Consider the following 21,509-nt stretch of genomic DNA (forward strand, 5'->3'; position numbering starts at 1 on the left):
GAACGGGTCCGGCGGTTTAACCAAGCGATTAATGTTCGCTTGATTTGTATCACCTAGTTATATAACTCGACCTGCCTTTTGGGCGAGCGGCGACCGCTCGTCAATCCCGAAGGCACGGCGCGGCAAAGGAGAGGGAAATGGCATTGAAGACCCGGATTACCGAGCTGCTCGGGATCGAACATCCCATCGTCCAGGGCGGGATGCAGGGCGTGGGGGTGGCCGAAATGGCCAGCGCCGTGTCCAACGCCGGCGGCCTTGGCATCCTGACCGCGCTGACCCAGCCCAGCCCCGCCGCGCTGCGCGACGAGATCGAGCGCTGCCGCTCGATGACCGCCAAGCCGTTCGGCGTGAACATGACCGTGTTCCCGACGATCAACGCGCCTGATTACAAGGCCTATGCCCAGGCGATCATCGATGGCGGGATCAAGGTGGTCGAAACCGCCGGCACGCCCGCGGTGCGCGAAATCTGGGAAATGCTGAAGCCCGCGGGCGTCACCATCCTGCACAAGTGCACCGCCGTCCGTCATGCTGTCTCCGCCGAGAAGGCCGGCGTGGACGTCATCTCCATCGACGGGTTCGAATGCGCCGGCCACCCCGGCGAAGATGACATTCCGGGCCTGATCCTGATCCCGGCGGCGGCTGACAAGGTGAAGATCCCGCTGCTCGCCTCGGGCGGGTTTGGCGATGGCCGGGGCCTGGCCGCCGCGCTGGCGCTGGGGGCCGAAGGGATCAACATGGGCACGCGGTTCTGCGCCACGGTCGAAGCGCCGATCCACCAGAACGTCAAGCAGGCCTATCTCGACAATGACGAGCGCGGCTCGGTGCTGATTTTCCGCAGCCTGAAGAACACCGCCCGCGTCGGCCGCAGCGCGGTGTCGGAAGAAGTCGCCCGCCGCCTCGCCATTCCGGGCGCGACCTTTGACGACGTCAAGGAACTGGTCGCCGGGGCCGCGGGGCGCGAAATGCTGGAAACGGGCGACCTGTCGAAGGGCGTGTTCTGGGCCGGGATGATCCAGGGCCTGATCCACGACATCCCGACCTGCGAAGTGCTGATCCAGCGCATCGTCGCCGACGCCGAACAGATTATCCGCCAGCGCCTGACCGGCCTGCTGGCCTGAGGAGGAAGACCATGAAGATCGACAATACCACTGCCGCCGTTGTCACCGGGGGGGCCTCGGGCCTCGGCCGCGCCACTGCCGAAGCCCTGGCCAAGGCCGGAGCCAAGGTCGCCATTTTCGACATCAACGAGGAGCAGGGCGAAGCCGTTGCCAAGGAAATCGGCGGCCTGTTCTGCAAGGTCGACATCATGAGCGAGGAATCGGTCCTCGCCGGGTTTGAAAAGGCCCGCGCCGCCCACGGGCAGGAGCGCGTGCTGGTCCACTGCGCCATGGCCAACCGCAAGGGCAAGACCGTGGGCCGCAACAAGGAAACGGGCGAGCTGATCCGCTTCCCGACCAGCGATTATGAATTCGCCATCCTGGGTATCCTGGTCGCCAGCTACCGCGTCGCATCGCTCGCGGCGCTGGGCATGGGCGGGCTGGAACCGCTGGAGGACGGCGAGCGCGGCACCATTGTGCTGACGGCTTCGGTCGCGGCGCAGGACGCGCAGATCGGGCAGGTTGCCTATGGTTCGGCCAAGGCGGGCGTGAACGGGCTGGTCCTGCCGATGGCGCGCGACCTGATGGACCTCGGCATCCGCGTCAACGCGATCATGCCGGGCATCTTCGGCACCCCGCTGCTGGGCCGCCTGCCGGAAAAGGTGCTCGACGGCCTCAACGCCTCGGTCCCGTTCCCCAAGCGCCTCGGCAAGCCGGAAGAGTTCGCTTCGCTGGCGATGGAACTGGTGCGCAACACCTATTTCAACGGCCAGGCGATCCGTCTCGACGGCGCGATCCGCATGGCCCCGCGCTGATTTTCTTAACGAGGACAATGACATGGCCGAAGCCTACATCGTCGACGCCGTCCGCACCCCGCGCGGGATCGGCAAGCAGGGCAAGGGGGCGCTCTCGCACCTCCACCCGCAGGACCTGGGGGCGACGGTGCTGCGCGCCCTGCGCAACCGGAACGATCTCGACACTTCGAAAGTGGACGATATCGTCTGGTCGTGCAGCCAGCAGCGCGGCAAGCAGGGCGGCGATCTGGGCCGCCTGTCGGCGCTGTGGGCCGGCTATGACGTGAAGGCCAGCGGCACCACGATCGACCGGTTCTGCGGCGGGGGCATCTCCTCCGTCGCGTTTGCCGCCGGGCAGATCATGGCCGGGTTCGAGGACGTGCTGATCGCCGGCGGGACCGAGATGATGAGCTACCACGCCGAACTCGACGCGCTGGAAGGCCAGACCGAACTCGGCACCCTGGGCCGCGCGCGCGGCAATTTCGAGCTGTACCAGGATCACCCGATCTCGGCCGTGGGCGTCGCCGCCGATGCCATCGCCGCGATGGAAGGCATTTCGCGCGCCGACCTGGAAGCACTGGGCGTGGCCAGCCAGCGCAACGCCAAGGCGGCGATGGATGCGGGGCGTTTCTCGAACAGCCTGATCCCGGTCCATAACCGCGATGGCAGCCTGGCGCTGGACCATGACGAATATCCGCGCCCCGAAACCACCGCCGAAACGCTCGCCGCGCTGAAGCCCGCTTTCGTCGCGCTCGAAAACGTCCCCGCCGCCCCGGACGGGACGACCATGCGCCAGATGATCGAGCGCAAGTATCCGGACCTGAAGTGGGAGCCGACCCACCATGTCGGCACGTCCTCGGGCGTGGTCGATGGTTCGGCGGCGCTGCTGCTCGCCTCCGAACAGGGCCTCAAGGACAACGGCTGGAAAGCGCGGGGGCGGATCGTCACGGCGGTCAACGCGGGCGATTGCCCGACGCTGATCCTCAACGCCCCGGTCCCGGCGGCGAAGAAGGCGCTGGAACGCGCCGGTCTGACCGTGGCGGACATCGACGTCTGGGAAATCAACGAGGCCTTCGCGGTGGTCACCGAAAAGGCGATCCGCGATCTCGGGATCGACCGGGCCAAGGTCAACATCAACGGCGGGGCCATCGCGCTGGGCCACCCGATCGGGGCGACGGGTTCGATCCTGATCGGCATGGCGTTGGACGAGCTGGAACGCTCGGGCGGGCGCTACGGCCTCATCACCATGTGCGCGTTCGGCGGCATGGCTCCCGCGATCATCATCGAACGCATCTGACGGACAAGGAAGCAAGGCACATGAGCAAGGTCGGCACCACCGAAGTCATCGACGGCATCGGCGTCCTCACTATCGACTATCCGCCGGTCAACGCGCTGTCGGTCCACACCCGCATCGCGCTGGACGAAGGCTTTCGCGCATTCGCCGCGGATGACAGCGTCAAGGCAATCGTCCTGATCTGCGCGGGCCGGACCTTCATTGCCGGGGCCGACATTTCGGAACTGGGCAAGAACGTCGGCGGGCCGAACCTGGGCGAAGTGTTCGATCTGATCGAAAGCGGGACCAAGCCGGTGGTCGCCGCGATCCACGGCACGGCGCTGGGCGGCGGCTATGAATTTGCGCTGACCTGCCATTACCGGATCGCCGTGCCTTCGGCCAAGGTCGGGCTGCCCGAAGTCAACCTGGGGCTGCTGCCGGGGGCGGGGGGCACCCAGCGCCTGCCGCGCATCGTCGGCATTCCCGCCGCGCTTGACCTGATCACCGGCGGCGCGCCGGTTCCGGCGAAGAAGGCGCTGGAACTGGGGATGATCGACGCCCTGGCCGAGGAAGGCAAGCTGCGCGAGGACGCGATTGCCTTTGCCCGGAAACTGCTGGCCGATGGCGGCCCGCTGCTGCGCGTGCGCGACCGGCAGGACAAGGTCGAACCCTATCGCGGGAAGGGCGAAATCTACGCCGACTACCTCAAGAAGAACGCCCGCCAGTGGCGCGGGTTCAAGGCGCCCTACAACATCGTCAAGGCGATCGAGGCCGCCGCCGAACTGGATTTCGACGCCGGCATCCAGCGCGAGCGCGAGCTGTTTGGCGAGTTGATCGCCAGCACCGAAAGCGCGGCGCAGCGCTATTACTTCTTCGCCGAGCGCGAAGCGGCCAAGGTGCCAGACCTGCCACGCGATACCGCGACCCTGCCGGTCAAGTCGGTCGGCGTGATCGGCGCAGGGACCATGGGCGGGGGGATCGCGATGAACTTTCTCAACGCCGGGATCCCCGTGACGCTGGTGGAGCGCGAGCAGGCGGCATTGGACCGCGGGCTCTCCGTGATCCGCAAGAACTACGAGGCGAGCGCGGCCAAGGGGCGGATGACCGCGGAGCAGGTCGAAGCGCGCATGGCGCTGGTCACCCCGGCGCTGGACCTGTCCGCATTGGGCCAGGCGGACCTGATCATCGAAGCCGTGTTCGAGGGCATGGGGATCAAGCGCGACGTGTTCGCCCAGCTTGACCGGATCGCCAAGCCCGGCGCGGTGCTGGCCAGCAACACCTCGTTCCTCAACCTCGATGAAATCGCCGCCGCCACCAGCCGCCCGGACAGCGTGATCGGGCTGCACTTCTTCTCGCCCGCCAATGTCATGCGGCTGCTGGAGATCGTGCGCGGGGCGAAGACCAGCAACGAAGTGCTGGCCACCGCGCTGGCGCTGTCGCGGACCATTGCCAAGGTTCCGGTGGTCAGCCGGGTCGGCCACGGCTTCATCGCCAACCGGGTGATGAGCCCGCGCAGCCAGCAGGCGATGCAGCTGGTGCTGGAAGGGCCGAGCCCGCAGGACATCGACGCCGCGATCTATGGCTATGGCTTTGCCATGGGACCGTTCGCGATGGGCGACCTGGTGGGGCTGGATGTGATCGGGCGCGGCTCGAACGAGCGGACGTTGCAGGGCGATCTCGTCAAGCTGGGGCGGCTCGGCCAGAAGTCGGGCGGCGGCTTCTATGACTATGACGAGGCGCGCAAGGCCAGCCCCAGCGCGGCCGCCGCGCAGGTCATCGCCGATTTCGCGGCTTACAAGGGCATCGCCAACAAGGGCCCGCTCAGCGCCGAGGCAATCGTCGCGCGGCTGCTCTACCCGGTGGTCAACGAAGGCGCAAAGGTGCTGGAAGAAGGCATCGCGATCCGCGCCAGCGACATCGATGTGGCTTGCATCCTGGGCTACAACTGGCCGGTCTATACCGGCGGGCCGATGTTCTGGGCCGATACGGTGGGCCTGGCCAAGGTGGTCGAAGGGCTGACCGCGATGGGCATCCAGCCGGCCAAGTTGCTGGCCGACAAGGCCGCAAGCGGCGGCAGCTTCACCCGCGGCTGAGCCTGTGCCGCACTGCCTGCCGCTGCTCGTCGTCCCCGGGATACTCGAGGACACGGCCAGCTGGCAGGCGGCGCTGGCCCCGCTGGGGCGCGTTGTAATCGCGCTGCCCAACCACGGCGAAAGCATTGCCGACATGGCCGCCAGCATGGTGGAGCGCGCCCCGCCGCGCTTTGCCCTGCTGGGCCATTCGCTCGGCGGCTATGTGGCCCAGCAGATCGCCCTGACCGCCCCGGACCGTGTGGCAGCCCTGGCGCTCGTCTCCACCTCGGCGCGGGCCGAAACCCCGGAGTCGCGCGAGCGGCGCGGCGCGCTGGTCACGGCGGCGCGGGCCGATTTCCCCGCCGTGGTCGCACAGCTGGCCCGCGCGGCGCTGGCAAGGGACAAACGCGCGGCGCACATTGCCGGGCTGACCGCGATCATGCTGGCGGGCGGGGTGGAGCGCTTTGCCCGCGAACAGCAGGCCGCCGCCAGCCGTCCGATGTTTGCGGGGCGGCTGGGCGGGATCACCTGCCCGGCGCTGGTGGTGACCGGCGATGCGGACGCGGTGATCGATCCCGCCGCATCGGCAGAGCTGGCCGCCGAACTGCCCGCCGCACAGCTGGTGCGGATCGAACACTGCGGGCACATGCCGCAACTGGAGCGGCCCGATGCGCTGCTTGCCGCGCTGCGCGGCTGGCCCGGGGCGGAAACGGCCTCCTAACCCGGCCTAGGGGTTTGGCCAGAGCGCGCCCTGGCCCGAAGCGGCAAGGCGGCCCGGGCCATGATGCTCCCTTTCGTTGGGGGGTATTGCGGCCATGCACTTGCCGAACTTGTATCGCCATGCGCGCCGGGGGGCGGCGCTGGCCGGATTTGCCGCGCTGATCGCCGCGCCGCCGGCCCAGGCGCGCGACGGGCTGGACCTGTCGCTGGGCTATGTCGCCGACCTGTCGGTCACTGCATCGGGCGGGGCGGACCAGCGGCTGCGCTATCTCGACAACCTGGAAGTGGCGTTCGACGCCGATCTGGGGCCGCTCGCCGGACTGGACGGGGTGCAGCTGCACATCGGCGTGCTCAACAACCTGGGCGCCCGGCCCAACGATGGCGCGCTGAGCCTGCAGGGCGTGGACAACATCGAGGTGCCCGAAGCATCCCCGCACCTGTTCGAAGCCTGGGCGCAGCAGCAGCTGGGCAAGGCTTCGCTGCGCCTTGGGCTGTATGATCTCAACAGCGAATTCTATGCCAGCGAAAGCGCCGGCCTGCTGATCGCGCCGCCGTTCGGGATCGGTTCGGAACTGGCGGCCAGCGGCCCGGCGGGGCCGTCGATCTTCCCGTCCTCGGCGCTGGCGGCGCGGCTGCGGATCGATCTGGGCGCTGGTCATGGCTATGCCCAGGCCGCCGTGCTCAACGCCCGGGCACAGACCCTGGGCGATCCGGGCGGGGTCGACCTGTCGTTTGATGACGGGCTGATCGTGATCGGTGAGGCCGGCGTGGGCAAGCGGCTGCGCGTCGGGCTGGGGGGCTGGACCTATACCCGCCCGCGCGATGCGCTGTTCGCGCTCGACGCCCAGGGCCAGCCGCTGCGCCAGCGCCCCGCCGGGGTCTATGGCCTGGTCGAGGCGCAACTGGCCCAGGGCGGGCCGCGCGCGGTCACCCTGTTCCTGCGCGGCGGCGCGGCGCGGGGCCAGACCCAGCCGTTCGGCCATTCGCTCCAGGCCGGGGTGCTGGTCAGCCCGGCGCTGATCGGGCGGGATGACAGCGCCTTTTCGATCGGCTTTCACCGCGCCGGCACATCGGCCGATTTTCGCGCCGCGCAAACCGTGCTGGGCGAGCCGGCCTGGCACAGCGAAAGCGTGGTCGAGGTGACCTATGCCGATGCGCTGACCCCGTTCCTGACCGTGCAGCCCGATCTGCAATGGATCGAGCAGCGCGGCGCGGGCGGGGCCATGCGGCGCGTGGTTCACGCCACCTTGCGCCTGTCCTTCGCCTTCTGAACGGTAAGGAACCGGCCGGGCGCTGTCCCGTTTGGACACGCGGCCGAAGCCGCGCTGGCCAGTCCCGCCGCATGTGCTATCGCCAGGGTCCTGATCGACCCCCTTGGCGCGGAGCGTGCTGCGATGACCCTGTTGGCCCCCCTGTTCCTGATCCTGGCCGCCCCGGTGGCCGATGCCCCGCTGCCGGCCCCGCAGGACCGGGCCCGGGCCGCCGCGCTGTGCCTGGCCGAGGCGCTGCCGGGCGGGGCGCAGGTCCATGCCGCCGCCGATGGCAGCTACCGCGTCACCCGCTTTTCCCCCCGCCGCGCCCCGGCGCGCTGGACGGTCAGCGAAGGCGTCCACGGCGTGACCATCGCCGCGCGCGGCGCGCCGGCCGGGCTGGACCGCGCGCTGCGCCGCCGCTGCGCGGGCTGATCCCGGCTGACGGGGCGGGGCGTTTCGGGTTGAAAAGCGCCCGGATGTCGTCAATCCTGCGCCTGAACCGGCTCCTGGCCCGGCTCTGAGCGCACGCGGAGGGTAAGCCCCATGTCGAAAGTCAATGCACTGCACCACATTGCGATTTCGACCGGCGACATCAAGCAGCAGATCGAATTCTTCTCGGACGTGCTCGGGATGGAACTGGTGGCGCTCTACTGGATGCACGGCGTCGAAGGCGCCTGGCATGGCTTCATGCGGCTGGGGGATGCGGCGGTGGCTTTCGTCTTCGTCAAGGCCAACACCACCAAGCAGACCGTGATCGGCCAGACCCACGCCGGCAATGGCGGCGGGCCATCGGCGCCGGGGACGATGCAGCACCTGGCGCTCAACGTCTCGACCATGGCCGACCTGCTGGCGATGCGCGACCGCATCCGGTCGCGCGGCGTACCGGTGTTCGGCCCGCTGCGGCACGGGTTCTGCACCTCGATCTATTTTGCGGGACCCGAAGGGCTCTCGCTCGAACTTTCGACCAGCGACGGGTGCGAGCATCCGCTTGACCTCGATGGCACCTGGATCGACCCGGAAGTGGTCAGCCTGGCCGGGATCAGCGAAAGCGAGCTGGCCAGCTACATGAACCCGGCGCCCTATGCCGATCAGGGCGGTGCGGTGCCGCAGCCCGCATACGATCCCCAGCGGCCGCATATGGTCTATCCTTCAGAGGTTTACGAGCGCATGCTGGCAACCCCGGACGAGGTGATGACGCGCAAGGGCAGCATCACCACGCCGCCAGCGAAGTAAGGATCGCCAACAACGCTTGAGTAGGGCGGACCTTTGCGGTTATCGCAGCGCCGATTGAGAGGCACTGCGGACATGGCGAAGTTCACGATTAATGGCGAAGCTGCATCGATGGACGTCGATCCGGCCATGCCGATCCTGTGGGTGGTACGCGAGCGGCTGGGGCTGACCGGCACCAAGTTCGGCTGCGGCGCGGCGCTGTGCGGGGCCTGCACGGTCCATCTCGATGGCCAGCCGGTGCGCAGCTGTTCCACCGCGATTGCCGAAGCCGAAGGCAAGGCGATCACCACGATCGAAGGCGTCGCCGGTCCTGAAGGGGAACTGAGCAAGGTCCAGCAGGCCTGGATCAGCGAGCAGGTGCCGCAGTGCGGCTATTGCCAGTCCGGCCAGATCATGGCCGCGACCGCGCTGCTCCGCGACAATCCCCGGCCCAGCGATGCCGAAATCGACGCGGCCATGGCCGGCAACATCTGCCGCTGCGGCACCTATGTCCGCATCCGCCGCGCGATCAAGGTGGCGGCGGGACTAGAACCGGCCAAGGGCGCGCAAGGCGTCGCTGGAGGGCAGGCATGAACGACATGACCAAGCCGCCGCGCAGCCGCGCGGCCAAGTGGACCCGTCGCGGCTTCATCGGCGCCGGGGTGCTGGCGGGCAGCGCGCTGGTGATCGGTGTCGGCGTGCGGCCCGGCAATCCGGTGGGCAAGCTTGGCCCGGTGGTGGCCGGCGGCAAGGGCGAGCAGCTGATCAACAGCTGGCTCAAGATCGATGCCGATAACATTGTCACCGCGATCGTGCCGCATTGCGAAATGGGCCAGGGCGCCCATTCGGTGCTGGCGCAGATGCTGGCGGATGAACTCGATGCCGACTGGTCGCTGGTCCGGGTGATGCAAGCCCCGGCTGACGGCAGCTACGTTGTTCCCGATGCGATCCGCGCTTTCGTTGCCCCCGGCACGCTCGATGCGCCGGACTGGCTTGAGCCGACTTGGAACGGCCTGTTCACCCGGATCGCGCGCCTGGCCGATGCCATGATTACCGGCGGCAGTTCGTCGATCCGCAGCACCGGGCAGCACACCATGCGCATCGCCGGCGCGGCGGCTCGGCAGATGCTGATCGGCGCGGCGGCCAAGGAATGGGGCGTGCCGGCGGCGGAAATCACCGCGGCTAATAGCATGCTCTCGCACAAGGCCTCGGGCCGTTCGGCGCCGTTCGCCAAATTTGCCGCGGCAGCAGCCGAACAGGACATGCCGCAAACCCCGGTGCTCAAGCAGCCGAAGGATTACCGGCTGATGGGCACCGATGCCCCGCGCATCGACATCCCGGCCAAGGTGAACGGCACCGCCAGTTTCGGGATCGACGCCAAGGTCCCCGGCGAAACGATGAGCTATGCCGCCGTGCGCCGCGTGCCGGTGCCCGGCACCCGCGTGGCGAAGATGGACGCGGCCCAGGCCAAGGGCATGCCCGGCGTGCTGCAGATCCTCAACATGGGGGATTTCATCGCTGTCGTGGCTGATAGCTATTGGCAGGCCCAGCAGGCGCTGAACGCGATTTCCGCCGAATATACCAAGGCCGAAAGCCCGGTCCGGTCGAGCGCCAACCAGTTCGCCCAATTTGCCGCAGTGCTGGACAAGGCCGGCGAAAGCGGCGGCAAGGCGGTGGTCACCCGGGGCGATGCCAAGGCGGCGCTGGCCGGTGCGGCGAAGCGGATCACCGCCGAATATCAGGCGCCCTATCTCGCCCACGCGCCGCTCGAACCGATGAACGCGACTGTCCGGGTCAAGGACGGGCGCTGCGAGATCTGGACCAGCACCCAGGTGCCGCTGATGGCGCGCAGCGCCGCGGCCAAGGCGCTGGGGCTGTCGGCGGATGACGTGACCGTCCATCACCCCATGCTGGGCGGCGGGTTCGGTCGGCGGCTGGAAGTTGACTATGTCGTCATGGCCGCCCGGATCGGCCAGGCCACCGGCTTCCTGGTCAAGATGATCTGGTCGCGCGAGGAAGACCTGCAAAAGGGCCTGTTCCGCTGCGCCGACCTGAACCGCATCGCCGGCGGGCTGGATGACCAGGGCCGACTGGTCGCCTACAGCAGTGTCTTTACCCAGCGCCACGACCCGGCGGATGCCTGCGACTGCGCGTTCTACGACATTCCCAACAAGTCGATCCGCCATGCGGAATCCGATCTGCATTTGCCCTTCGCGGCGTTCCGCTCGGTCGATCACAGCCAGCAGGCGTTCTTCATCGAAAGCTTCATCGACGAGGCCGCCCACGCCGCTGCGCGCGATCCGCTGGCGTTTCGCCTCGCCATGCTGGACCAGTCCCCGCGCCACAAGGCGGTGCTGGAAAAGGCCGCCGCCATGGCCGGCTGGGGCACCCGGCCCGCCGCAGGACATGGCCGGGGCCTGGCGCTGGTCGAGAGCTTCGGCACGATCGTCGCCGAAGTGGTCGAAGTGGATATGACCAAGGGCAAGCCGCGCCTGACCAACGTGTGGTGCGCCGCCGATCCGGGCTTCGCGATGAACCCCGACGGGTTCCGCAACCAGATGGAAGGCGGGATCGTCTTCGGGCTGACCGCGGCCCTGTATGGCGAAATCTCGCTCAAGGACGGCGCGGTCGAGCAGAGCAACTTCCACGACTACCAGATGGTGCGGATGGATGAATGCCCGGCCATCGCGGTCGAAATCATCAACGGCGATCACCAGAAGCTGGGCGGCGCGGGCGAACCGGGCCTGCCGCCGATTGCCCCGGCGCTGGCCAACGCCGTGTTCGCCGCCACCGGCCAGCGCATCCGCGCGCTGCCGCTGGCCAAGCACTTCGCCTGAACCGGGAGCGAGAGACCATGCACCGTTCCGCTGCAATTCCCGCTACCGCCCTCGCGCTGATCCTCGCGGGCTGCGGGTCGAAGGCCGAAGCCCCGGTCGAACAGATCGTGGTGCGCCAGCCCGGCCAGGCCGCTGCGCCCGCGCCAGCCGCCGCCGCTCCTGCCGCCGGTGACCTGGTGGCCGCCGGCAAGGCCGCCTTCGCCGTCTGCGCCGCCTGCCATTCGGTTGAGCCGGGCGGCGCTTCGGGCATCGCCCCCAACCTGCACGGCGTGGTCGGCCGGGCCGCCGGCACGCTGGCGGGGTTCACCTATTCCAAGGCCATGACCGGTTCCGGCATCACCTGGAGCGAAGCGGAACTGCAAGCCTTCCTCGCCAATCCCTCGGCCAAGGTCCCCGGCACCGCGATGGCGGCGGGCCAGGTGGCCGATCCCCAGCGCCGCGCCGCGATTGCCGCCTATCTGGCCAGCCTGAAGAACTGATCCCGCTGCCGGCATGGACCAGCGCAGGATCTTCCGGTTCCTGACCGAGCAGATGGCCGCCGGTCAGCGCTGCGTGCTGGTCACCGTGCTGGCGGTCGAAGGCAGCGCGATGCGAAACCCCGGCGCGCACATGGCGGTGTGCGAGGACGGCAGCTTCGTCGGCTCGCTTTCGGGCGGCTGCATCGAGAACGCCGTGCTGGCCGAGTCCCGCGACACACTCAAGGCCGAGGCGGCGCGGATCGTCCGGTTCGGCGCAGGCTCGCCCTATCTCGATATCCGCCTGCCCTGCGGGGGCGGGCTCGACCTTCATTTCCAGCCGCTGGCCGATGGGCAAATCGCAGCTGACTGCCTCGCCGCGATCATGGCCCGCCACCCCTATACGGTCAGCATCGGCCCGCACGGCGCCGCCTGCCTGGCGGGCTGGGATCCGGCGCCGTTCGATCCGGCTGCGGGCACCGCCCGCTTCGGCCATTTTCCCCAGGCCCGGCTGATGCTGGTCGGCCACGGCGAAGGGCTGAGCGCGCTGACGCTGCTGGCCCAGTCGATGGCGCTGGATGTCGCCGTGCTGACCCCGGACGAGCGCGCGCTTGACCGGCTGCAGGGGCGCGGCTTTCCGGTCATGCGACTGGCCCGCACCACCGATACCCATTTGCTGCGCAGCGATCCGTGGACCGCCATCGTCTTCCTGTTCCACGACCACGATTGGGAAGTGGCGTTGCTGAAGAGGGCGTTCGAGCTGCCGCACTTCTACATCGGCGCCATGGGCGGGCGGCGGGCCCATGCGGCGCGCTGCGAAGCGCTGCGGGCGGCGGGCGTTGCCGCCAGCGCGCTTGCCACGCTGCACGCCCCGATCGGCCTGTTCCATTCCTCGCGCGATCCCGACACGCTGGCGCTGTCCACCCTGGCCGAGATCGTCCAGACCTACCAGGCCGCCGATTTCGGACCGGCCCTTGGCTGAGGGCGCGCGCTATGCGGCCGCGGTGCTGGCGGCCGGGCAATCGCGCCGGTTCGGGCCTGCCGACAAGCTGGCGGCCAGCTTCCGGGGCCAGCGACTGGGGGAACTGGCCTGCCAGACCCTCGCCGGGCTGGACTTCGCCCAGCGCTGGGTCATCGCCGCGCGGGCCGATCACCCCTGCGCCCCGGGCTGGGAGGGGGCCGGCTTTACCCTGTCGGTAAATGCAAATGCCGCATCGGGCATGGGCAGTTCGGTCGCGCTGGCGGCCAGGCTGGCGCTGGAGGCACAGGCTGACGGCCTGCTGATCGCCCTGGCCGACATGCCACTGGTCCCCGCCGACCATTTCCGCGCCCTGATCGCCCGCGCCGCCGCGCTCGGCCCGGCGGCCATTGTTGCCTCATCAGCCAATGGCCTGCGCCTGCCTCCGGCCCTGTTCGGCCGCGACCATCTGCCCGCGCTGGCAGCGCTCACCGGCGATGCAGGCGCCCGCGCACTGCTGCACCAGGCCGAACCGATCATCTGCGCGCCCGAGTTGTTGATCGACATCGACGATGAGCAAGCGCTCAGCCAAGCGGCGTCAATGGCAGATCGCGGCTAGCGCGCCTGCAAACGGCGCACAATTTCCAAAGCATGATGGCGGAGACGGAGGCCGCAAGGGTGCTAAGCTAAGAATGTGATATAACGTTGAAATTTGAAATATGTCGCATGCCGCCCCCACACTCAACCCCCACCGCGCCAAAAATTGCAGATGTCCGCTTCGTTCGACGGTCCGGAATGGCAAGTTTCGGCTCAGAACTGATCGGAGTTGCCGTTCATCTATCTTGGTGGCGCTTATGTGTCGCCAGCAGTTGCTTGGCGACGTGAAGTCTTCCCAACCTGCTACAAGTTATGCGCCGTCTAGCCTAAGGAAACGTGATGAGCCGCGACATGTCTGGAATGCGATTCGTCGAAGGCGGTGCCTTCACGATGGGGTCGGAAGCCTTCTACCCCGAGGAACGCCCCTTGCGGCAGGTTGCTGTCGACGGATTCTGGATTGACGAGGCACCCGTGACCAACCGCGACTTCGCCCGCTTTGTCGAGGCGACGGGGCACAGGACTGTTGCGGAGATCGCTCCCGATCCGAAGGATTACCCGGGGATGGACCCCGCAATGGCCAAGGCCGGGTCGCTGGTCTTCACGAAGACGGCGGGGCCGGTGCCGTTGACGGACTATCACTTGTGGTGGAGCTTCACTTTTGGCGCGGACTGGCGGCATCCCTATGGGCCGGACAGCGATCTCGACGCGCTAGACCTCTGGGATCACCCAGTGGTCCACGTCGCCTGGGGCGATGCTGCGGCCTATGCCAGGTGGGCGGGCAAGGATTTGCCGACCGAAGCGGAGCACGAATTTGCCGCCCGCGGCGGGCTCGAACGCAAGGAGTTCGCCTGGGGCGACGAACTGGCACCTGGTGGGCAGATGATGGCCAATTACTGGCAGGGGCTGTTCCCGTTTTCCAACACGCTCGATGACGGCTGGGAACGGACTTCGCCGGTGCGAACCTTTCCGCCGAACGGTTACGGGCTTTACGATATGGTGGGCAATACCTGGGAGTGGACCTCGGACTGGTGGGCTGAAAATCCTTCCAGGGGCCTGAAGGCAAAGGAATCAGGCCAGTCATGCTGCGCGGCAAAGAACCCGCGCGGCGGAACGCTGAAGGGCAGTTTCGATCCTTCTCAGCCGCAGGTCCGCATTGGGCGCAAGGTGATCAAGGGCGGCTCGCACCTCTGCGCACTCAACCATTGCCAGCGCTTCCGTCCCGCCGCGCGGCACCCGGAGATGGTCGATACGTCCACCAGCCATATCGGCTTCAGGTGCGTCGTCAGGTCCGGCAAATCTGCACGCCGGTGAACCTGATCAGACAACCGCTCCGCACCTCAATCAAAACGCGATCGCGGTGATAACCATTCTTGCTGACTGCGTTTGACCTTGCCAATCGGTCCGCAGGATCGATCCGCCGCGTTCGGGCGAAACGTCCGGCCAATAGTCGCCTGCCGTACGTGGGATCGTTCTGCGGCTCAATCCACGGCATTGACGTTGCGACCGCAGCCGGCGACCGTTGCTGGCAGAGCCGGATCGGTTGAAGTTTCCCCGGCGCACCAGGGGAAGCGCGTGGGATCGAGCGGCCCATCTCCCCGGGTATCGAGCACGCGCTGCAGGGCATCGCGGTGGGCGCGTTCCGCCTTGGTCGCCGGATCTAGCGGGGTTTCCTCTCCGGTCGCCGGATTCAGCGCGACATAGCGACCGTCCCCATAAAGCTTGCGAGTCTCATCGAAGACGAAGCGCGCCGGCCGGTTGACCCAGCGCGGGGCATAGTGTTCGAAAATCCACGGACGGGCGCTGGCCTTGCTGCCCCGAACCACAGGCCATTGGCTGACCCCGTCGAGCCCAGGAAAGGCTTTCAGTCCGGTCGCTTCGGCCATGGTCGGCAGGACGTCCACGAAATCGAGGAGTCCGCTGCGCCGAACCCCTGCCGGAACCTTGCCCGGCCAGCGCACGATCATCGGAACGTGTGTGCCATTCAGCGTTGGCAACCCTTTTCCGCCTTTCACGCTCACGCCGCCGCGCACGTTGACGATCAGTTGCGAGGTGCCGTTGTCTGCCGTGAAGATCACAAGCGTGTTGTCATCGATGCCCAGGTCGTGAAGGCGGGTCATCACCGTGCCCACCAGCCGGTCGAGATAGGCCACCATGCCGCCAAACTTCTGCTGCGGTCCCTTGGCGTCAAGCGTTGCCGGGGTGACCACAAATGGATCGTGGGGCAGGACCATCGGATAATAGAGGAAGAACGGGCGATCCTTGTTGCGCGACAGGAAATCCAGCGCGAAATCGTTCATCAGGTCGGGGCCAAAGCCCTCCTCATTGATCTTGGGCAAGCCGTTCAATGACAGGGTCGGTCCCCAGTATCGCGAACCTTTCTGCGTGCCCGCGCGCTCTTGCCAAAGTAACGATTCATCAAAGCCCGCGCCCTTGGGCGTGATCCCGGTCAGCCCGTCGAAGCCGTTGCCGCCCAGCTGCCACTTGCCGACGATGCCGGTGGTATAGCCCGCTTCCTTGAACATGTGGGCAAAGGTGCGCGCATTGGGCGCGAGGTAGCCGAACGCGTCATAGTTCTTCGCATTCTCGATGCCGGTCATCAGCCGGGTTCGACTGGGCGAACACAGCGGCGTGGAATGGGCATTGTCGAAAGTCGCGCCCTGGCTGGCGAGCCGCGCGATGTTCGGGGTGGGGTTGGCCCCGCCATAAACGCTGAAGCCTTCCACCCCCACGTCGTCGGCAAGGATCAAGATGACGTTCGGTGCGCGCGCCGGAACGGGCACTACGGCTGCGGGGGGAGCCTTAGCCATGACGGTAGGCGCAATCGATGCGGCGAGCGCGAGCGCGGCCGTGGCGATCAGTCCCTTGCGAAGCGCTGTCCTGCTCATGCCGTGGGTTCCTCAGGGCTGCTGGTTGTTGGGGTTGTTGGGGTTGGTCGGCCCGCCACGCTTGAAGAATGCTTCAAGATCGAAAATCGGCTTGTAGGGATCATAAGTCCCTTCGATGACCTGCACGAGATAGAGCGCTGCGCGGGGAATATATTCTCCCCGAAGGCTGGTCAGCGGTTTCAGCACCGGCAGGGCCGGCGCGGCGGCCATGCCCATGCGGGTCAGGACATTGAGCGATTGCAGCCGGACCGGATCGGGAAATGCGGAGTCCAGCAATGCCGTCAGTGCAGTCAGCCCCTCCGCGGTCGCTCCAGAACGCCACAGTGCTTCTGCTGCCGCAACGCGCACCTGCGGCGAAGGGTCGGCGAGCGCCGCGCGCAAGCGCGGCTGGGCCGATTGCGCACCGGCGCCCAGGATCGCCAGTCCAGTCGCGCCCCAATAGCGCACCACTTCGTTGGAATTGCCCAGCGCTTTTGCCAGCAGGCCCAACTTGCGCGGATCGCGCCGCGCGGCGGCCTGGGCTAGCACCATGATCCGGCGCAGGGGATAGGCGCCCTTGGCACGGCTGGCGACGTAGCCTTCATGCACCGATCCTTCGGGAATGAAGCCGTTATCGTTGATCCGCAGCATGTGCGCATCGAGTGCGCGCCGCATCGCGTTCAACCGTGTGCGGTGCCCGGGGCTTTCAGCGAGATTTTCGAGTTCGTCAGGATCGTTCTTCAGGTCGTAGAGCTCTTCGTAGGCGCGCTCCTCGAAAAAGCGGCTCTGCTCGGCATTGAGCTTGCCGTCGAGCCGCAGCCTGTCGAGATCCTGATAGCCGCGCGCCAGCCAGGCGAACGATACATTCTGCCCCGCCGGGATATGCGGCAGGTAATTGCGGATATAGCGAAAGCGCCCGTCAGTGACGGTGCGGACGAAATCATATCGCTCGTCCATGCGGTTGCGCATTCCGAAGGCGAAGCGACCCGGCTTGGCCGCGTCCCGGCCCATCAACGCCTTTCCCTGCATCGTCGGCGGAATCGGTACGCCGGCCAGCGAAAGCACAGTCGGCGCCAAATCTATGAAGCTGGCCGGGGCCGTTACCCCGCTGCCGACGCCCAGCGGTGCAAGGTGCGCCCATTTCTGCGGCACCCTTGCGATCAGCGCGCAGCGCAGACCTTCGTCGAAGCAGAACCGCTTGGACCGGATCAGTACGCCGCCATTGTCGGAATAGTAGAAAACAATGGTATCTTCGGACAGACCCGCCGCATCAAGTTCGGCGAGCAGTATGCCGACCTGCCCGTCCATGATCTCCATGCGGTTGTAGTAGCTGGAAATGTCCTGCCGTACGCCGGGCGTATCGGGCATATAGGCCGGCACCCGCACCTGCTGGGGCTTTACTGAGCCGGTGGTGGGCTTGAAATTCTGCGATTCGTGCGTGGACATCAGGTTGAAGACGGCCATAAACGGCTGCCCTGCCGGGCGGTTCTTCCAGTGCGCCTTCGCGCTGCTGTCATTCCAGATCGCAGCGGGATCGATGTCGCAGTTGTAATCGGTCTTGGCGTTGTTGGTGACATAGTATCCGGCTTTGCGAAGCAGCTCGGGATAGGTCGGCAAAAGGCCCGCAGCCTTGGCGTTGGCGCGCATGTGCTGTGCGGGAGAGCAGCTTTCCGGCAGGACTCCGGTCAAGATGCCGAACCGCGACGGCGCGCAGACCGGGGCGTTGGAATAGGCGTTGCGATAAAGAATGCCGCCGCGCGCCAGCCGGTCGATATTCGGTGTCCGGGCGAGCTTGTCGCCATAGGCGCCGATGAAGGGATTGTTATCCTCGCTGACGATCCACACGATGTTCGGCCGGGCAGCGCTGGCGGCGCTTGCGGCCCCGCCCAGCAGCGGCATTGCGCCAACTGCTGCTGCTCCGGTCAGCGCGGCGCGGCGCGTGGACTTCCAGCCAGAGCCCTGGTTCATGGGTCCATCCTCTTGCAAATCACCAGCCCGCCGAGGCCGTCTCCGCCGCCACCGGCAGCAGGCTGACCGGGTCTGGCCGAGGCACCGGGGAAACCGGGCATGCATTTGCGCACGGAATCATAGGGAAGCGCTGCGGTCCGTTTCTCGACCGGCCCGGCGGGAAGCATCGCCTTCAGCTTTGCCACGACCGGCGCATAGTGCGGATTGGCGGCCAGGTTCTTCTGCTCGCGCGGATCGTTGTCGTGGTCATAGAGTTCGCTGCCCAGCTTGCCCTCTTCCCAGTCGGTATAGCGCCAGCGCTCGGTGCGCACCGACCGCCCACCGCGCACCTGCGAGAAAGCGGGGCGGTCCCATTGGCGGTCAGGCTTTGCGAGCAGCGGCTTGAGGCTGACGCCCTCGTTGCGCGAATAGGCGGGCAGACCTGCGAGATCGACGAGCGTCGGGAAGATGTCGAGCATTTCCACCGTGCGCGGTGACTTGCCACCCGCCTTGGATGTGCCAGGCGCGCGGATGATCAGCGGCACGCGGTTCGCTTCGTCCCACAGGATGTTTTTCATCCACTGCCCGTGCTCGCCCAGCAGGTAGCCGTGATCGCTGGTGAAGACGACGATGGTGTTCTTCTCGAGCCCCAGCCGCTTGAGTTCGCGCAGCACCCGGCCGACCTGCGCATCCATGAAGCTTGTCGAGGCGGAATAGGCTCGAATGATCTGCTGCTGCTGCGCCTCCGTCATGCCGAAATTGTCGGGTTTCCAGGCTTTCGTATAGTCAGGCACCGCAGCGAGCGAGGCGGGTGTTTCCTGCGCGATCCTCATTTTCGCGAGCGGATAGGGCTTGAAGTATCTTGCCGGGGCAACCAGCGGCACGTGCGGGCGGTAGAACCCGACGGCAAGGAAGAACGGCTGGCCAGACTTGGCGCCGGATTGCAGCATCGAGATTGCCTCTGCCGCCACCTTGCCGTCGGTCTGATCGCCATCGGCGCCGTCATCCTCCAGCCAGGCCATGGCCGACCCATAGGGAATGCCGGGGGTGGCATTGCGCAGTGCGCCGGCTTCGGCATCGCGGTCGCGCCCGCGTGGATTGCTCACCGCGTCCCATGATTGCGGATCGTCGGGCCCGCCTGTGCCGATGTCTCCCGGAACGCCTTGGTGAAAGATCTTGCCCACCCGCGTGGTTCGATAGCCATGGGTACGAAAGTATTCGGGCAGGGTCTGGATATCGGGCAGCGCGCGGCGGAACGGCGTGTTGAGATCTGTCACCCGCGTCGTATTCGGGCGGGTTCCGGTGAGGAACGAGGCACGGCTCGGGCCGCACCATGGAAACTGGGTAAAGGCGCGCTGGAACTGTACGCCCGACCTTGCCAGCGCATCGATCGATGGTGTCTGCACCGGCGCTCCGTAAGTGCCGAGCCGGGGCGCCAGGTCATCCGCGATGATAAACAGAACATTGGGCCGCGCCGATTGCACGGCTTGCGGTGCGGGCTGGGCAGGGGTCTTTGCCAGCAGCGGTGCCGGAACGAGCGACAGGGCGGCGCAGGCCATTGAAAGGGCGGAAATGGCTCGGCGCATCATGGATACTCCCTGCTTGATACGGGTGGTGGCCGCAGGTGTTCAGGGATCGGCTGGCGCTCGCCGCTGTCATCGAAACGTTCGCGCACGCGCATGAATTCGGGTGCCTCGGCCAGCGGAGGATTGGAGTACTTGCGTGCCTCGCGCCACCACAGGCGTTTGAGCTCTTCCAGCTTGTCCGGATAGACCTTGGCAAGATCGGTCGATTCCGAGAAATCCGCCTGCGTATCGTAAAGTTGCCAGACATCGCTGTCGAAGTCGGTCATCTGCTTGTGGACAGCGACTGCTCGCCACCTGCCCTGGCGGATTGCGCGGTTGGCGCGCAGTTCGAAGTACTGCACGTTGCGTGGATCTGGGGCCTTGGCCGAAGCGAAGGTGCGGGCGATGGATTTGCCGGCGACCGGGATTTCGGTGCTGCCCTCGACCTTGTCGGGAAAGCGCGTTCCGGCTGCCTCGGCAAGCGTTGGCGCAATGTCGATCACGTCGATCGCCTGCTCCCGGATAGCTCCGCCATCGCGGATCTTCCTGGGCCAGGAAACGATCATCGGCGTGCGCACTCCGCCCAGCTGCGGCCACACCTTGTATCGCCGGAAGGGCGTGGATCCCAGCATGGCCCAGGGGCGCTGGTATTCGGACTGGGTCTTGTCCGTGCCCAGCTCGTCAAGACGCGCCAGCATCTGTTCAGGGGTCAGCGTGTTGGGGCGGTAAAGCCGTTCGAAGGCACCCTTCTGTCCGGCTTCGGACGCGGCGCCATTGTCGCTCATCAGCACGATCAGCGTATTGTCGAATCGGCCGGTGTCCTTGAGGTGCTTGACGAGGCGGCCGATCTGCTCGTCGGTATGGGTGATAAAGCCGGCATAGGTCGCCATGAAGCGGGCAAACACCGTGCGCTCGGTCGGCGTCAGATCTGCCCAGGCACGATCGCCCGGGTTGCGCGCGGGAAGCAAGGTATTTGCAGGGACGACGCCCTGTACTTTCAGCCGGGCCAGGCGATCCTCGCGCATGGCATCCCAGCCTTTTGCATAGACGCCGTCATAGGCATCGATGTAGCGGCGCGGCACTTGGATCGGCGAATGTCCCGCGCCATAGGCGAGATAGACGAAGCGCGGTGCATCCTTTGCGGTCTGGCGGGCGGGCAGTGCGGCAATGGCACGGTCGGTAATATCCTCGGAGAAGTGATACCCTTCGACTTTGGGCGAAGGAATGCGCCGGTTGCCCTCGATCAGGTCGGGGTGGAACTGGTCGGTCCAGCCGAGGAAAAAGCCATAGAAACTGTCGAAGCCGCGCTGTAGCGGCCAGGACGCGTTGCGGCCGGGTGATCCGTCTTCCTGTTCGGGCGCGAGATGCCACTTGCCGAAGCCATGGGTGGCGTAACCCGCGCGGTGCAGGACCTGCGCGATTGTCTGGGCATTGGCGGCAAGCTCACCCCGGTCGCGGGTTATGTCTTGCGGGTTCAGCCGCATGGCCGGGAGATCGGCCATGCGCACTGTTTGCGGATTGCGACCGGTGAGCAGGGCAGCGCGTGTCGGCGAACAGACCGCCTTGGTATCGAACCGGTTGAAGCGCAGCCCGCGCGCGGCAAGGGCATCGATGTTGGGCGTGCGGATTTCCGAACCGAAGGCGCCAAGGTCGGAAAATCCGACGTCATCGAGCACGATCACAAGGATGTCCGGCCTTTCTGCCTTGGCCAAAGTCGGGCTTGCCGCCGCCAGCACCGTACCCGATGCCAGCGCAGCAAGCGTGCGCACGAACCTGGATCTTTGCATGATCTTCCTGCCGGCCACTCTGCTTTCTCCCACCGTCGGTCTGCGGCGAGGGCGAGGGTGAGTCAAGCAAAATATTTAGCG

18 protein-coding genes are annotated in these 21,509 nt (G+C 66.8%); 14 read left to right on the forward strand and 4 right to left on the reverse strand.

The features are described 5' to 3' along the window. Positions 1–137: 137 nt before the first annotated feature. The 14 genes from ACE3N9_RS09045 (at position 138) to ACE3N9_RS09110 (ending at position 14,576) form a co-directional block, all read left to right on the forward strand. On the forward strand, positions 138–1,118 hold the full coding sequence (locus tag ACE3N9_RS09045) for an NAD(P)H-dependent flavin oxidoreductase (protein WP_374283027.1): 981 nt from the start codon (positions 138–140) through the stop codon (positions 1,116–1,118). Positions 1,119–1,129: 11 nt separating this feature from the next. After that, entirely contained in the window at positions 1,130–1,912 is a 783-nt protein-coding gene (locus tag ACE3N9_RS09050; RefSeq protein ID WP_374283029.1) for an SDR family NAD(P)-dependent oxidoreductase, read from the forward strand. A 22-nt stretch (positions 1,913–1,934) separates the two neighbouring features. Further along, complete coding sequence (locus ACE3N9_RS09055) at positions 1,935–3,188, forward strand: acetyl-CoA C-acetyltransferase (protein ID WP_374283031.1); 1,254 nt, start codon at positions 1,935–1,937, stop codon at positions 3,186–3,188. Between the two features lie 20 nt (positions 3,189–3,208). Then, positions 3,209–5,257, forward strand: a complete 2,049-nt coding sequence (locus ACE3N9_RS09060; protein ID WP_374283033.1) for a 3-hydroxyacyl-CoA dehydrogenase NAD-binding domain-containing protein — start codon at positions 3,209–3,211, stop codon at positions 5,255–5,257. A gap of 4 nt (positions 5,258–5,261) precedes the next feature. Then, the gene (locus tag ACE3N9_RS09065; RefSeq protein ID WP_374283035.1) at positions 5,262–5,957 is read left to right on the forward strand and encodes an alpha/beta fold hydrolase; all 696 of its coding nucleotides are present in this window, start codon (positions 5,262–5,264) and stop codon (positions 5,955–5,957) included. Positions 5,958–6,057: 100 nt separating this feature from the next. Continuing rightward, positions 6,058–7,227, forward strand: coding sequence for a carbohydrate porin (locus tag ACE3N9_RS09070; RefSeq protein ID WP_374283037.1), 1,170 nt, complete (start codon positions 6,058–6,060; stop codon positions 7,225–7,227). A 123-nt stretch (positions 7,228–7,350) separates the two neighbouring features. Next, positions 7,351–7,641, forward strand: coding sequence for a hypothetical protein (locus tag ACE3N9_RS09075; RefSeq protein WP_374283039.1), 291 nt, complete (start codon positions 7,351–7,353; stop codon positions 7,639–7,641). Between the two features lie 111 nt (positions 7,642–7,752). Then, complete coding sequence (locus ACE3N9_RS09080) at positions 7,753–8,442, forward strand: VOC family protein (RefSeq protein ID WP_374283041.1); 690 nt, start codon at positions 7,753–7,755, stop codon at positions 8,440–8,442. A gap of 72 nt (positions 8,443–8,514) precedes the next feature. After that, a complete protein-coding gene (locus ACE3N9_RS09085; RefSeq protein WP_374283043.1) occupies positions 8,515–9,012 on the forward strand; it encodes a (2Fe-2S)-binding protein in 498 nt (165 codons plus the stop codon). Further along, entirely contained in the window at positions 9,009–11,255 is a 2,247-nt protein-coding gene (locus ACE3N9_RS09090; RefSeq protein ID WP_374283045.1) for a molybdopterin cofactor-binding domain-containing protein, read from the forward strand. The genes ACE3N9_RS09085 and ACE3N9_RS09090 overlap by 4 nt, the downstream gene beginning before the upstream one ends. A 17-nt stretch (positions 11,256–11,272) precedes the next feature. Next, a complete protein-coding gene (locus ACE3N9_RS09095) occupies positions 11,273–11,734 on the forward strand; it encodes a cytochrome c family protein (protein WP_374283047.1) in 462 nt (153 codons plus the stop codon). A gap of 13 nt (positions 11,735–11,747) precedes the next feature. Continuing rightward, the gene (locus ACE3N9_RS09100) at positions 11,748–12,692 is read left to right on the forward strand and encodes an XdhC family protein (protein WP_374283049.1); all 945 of its coding nucleotides are present in this window, start codon (positions 11,748–11,750) and stop codon (positions 12,690–12,692) included. Continuing rightward, positions 12,685–13,287: an NTP transferase domain-containing protein gene (locus ACE3N9_RS09105; RefSeq protein WP_374283051.1), complete on the forward strand. Its 603-nt coding sequence runs from the start codon at positions 12,685–12,687 to the stop codon at positions 13,285–13,287. Before ACE3N9_RS09100 ends, ACE3N9_RS09105 begins: the two co-directional genes overlap by 8 nt. A 338-nt stretch (positions 13,288–13,625) precedes the next feature. Further along, positions 13,626–14,576 (forward strand): formylglycine-generating enzyme family protein, encoded by a 951-nt coding sequence (locus ACE3N9_RS09110; RefSeq protein ID WP_374283197.1) that lies wholly within the window; start codon positions 13,626–13,628, stop codon positions 14,574–14,576. Between the two features lie 167 nt (positions 14,577–14,743). Here ACE3N9_RS09110 and ACE3N9_RS09115 read toward each other — a convergent pair whose 3' ends face one another. The 4 genes from ACE3N9_RS09115 to ACE3N9_RS09130 form a co-directional block, all read right to left on the reverse strand. Further along, positions 14,744–16,072 carry a sulfatase-like hydrolase/transferase gene (locus tag ACE3N9_RS09115; protein WP_374283053.1) on the reverse strand — a complete coding sequence of 443 codons (1,329 nt, stop codon included), beginning with the start codon at positions 16,070–16,072 and terminating at the stop codon, positions 14,744–14,746. A 90-nt stretch (positions 16,073–16,162) separates the two neighbouring features. Then, positions 16,163–18,202 (reverse strand): sulfatase-like hydrolase/transferase, encoded by a 2,040-nt coding sequence (locus tag ACE3N9_RS09120; RefSeq protein WP_374283055.1) that lies wholly within the window; start codon positions 18,200–18,202, stop codon positions 16,163–16,165. After that, on the reverse strand, positions 18,094–19,665 hold the full coding sequence (locus tag ACE3N9_RS09125; RefSeq protein ID WP_374283059.1) for a sulfatase: 1,572 nt from the start codon (positions 19,663–19,665) through the stop codon (positions 18,094–18,096). The genes ACE3N9_RS09120 and ACE3N9_RS09125 overlap by 109 nt, the downstream gene beginning before the upstream one ends. Next, positions 19,662–21,410: an arylsulfatase gene (locus ACE3N9_RS09130; protein WP_374283061.1), complete on the reverse strand. Its 1,749-nt coding sequence runs from the start codon at positions 21,408–21,410 to the stop codon at positions 19,662–19,664. The genes ACE3N9_RS09125 and ACE3N9_RS09130 overlap by 4 nt, the downstream gene beginning before the upstream one ends. Positions 21,411–21,509: the final 99 nt, after the last annotated feature.

The organism is Novosphingobium sp., assembly GCF_041905565.1.
In the GTDB taxonomy this organism is placed as follows: Bacteria; Pseudomonadota; Alphaproteobacteria; order Sphingomonadales; family Sphingomonadaceae; genus Novosphingobium.